This is a genomic window from Carnobacterium sp. 1290_CSPC, assembly GCF_001053265.1.
In the GTDB taxonomy this organism is placed as follows: domain Bacteria; phylum Bacillota; class Bacilli; order Lactobacillales; family Aerococcaceae; genus Aerococcus; species Aerococcus urinaeequi.
Genome location: NZ_JVVG01000041.1, coordinates 1 through 215 on the forward strand (window position 1 = coordinate 1; position 215 = coordinate 215).

Consider the following 215-nt stretch of genomic DNA (forward strand, 5'->3'; position numbering starts at 1 on the left):
GTTGGTAGAGCAACTGACTTTTAATCAGTGGGTCGTAGGTTCGAATCCTACACGGGTCATTATGCGGGTGTGGCGGAATTGGCAGACGCACCAGATTTAGGATCTGGCGCCGCAAGGCGTGGGGGTTCAAGTCCCTTCACCCGCATTATATATAAGCCGGCTTAGCTCAGTTGGTAGAGCATCTGATTTGTAATCAGAGGGTCGAGGGTTCAAGT

At 51.2% G+C, this 215-nt stretch carries 1 tRNA gene; it reads left to right on the top strand.

Annotated elements, in window-relative coordinates:
* The first annotated feature begins 63 nt into the window (after window positions 1-63).
* A tRNA-Leu gene (locus tag AC973_RS03120) sits at window positions 64-145 on the top strand.
* Window positions 146-215: the final 70 nt, after the last annotated feature.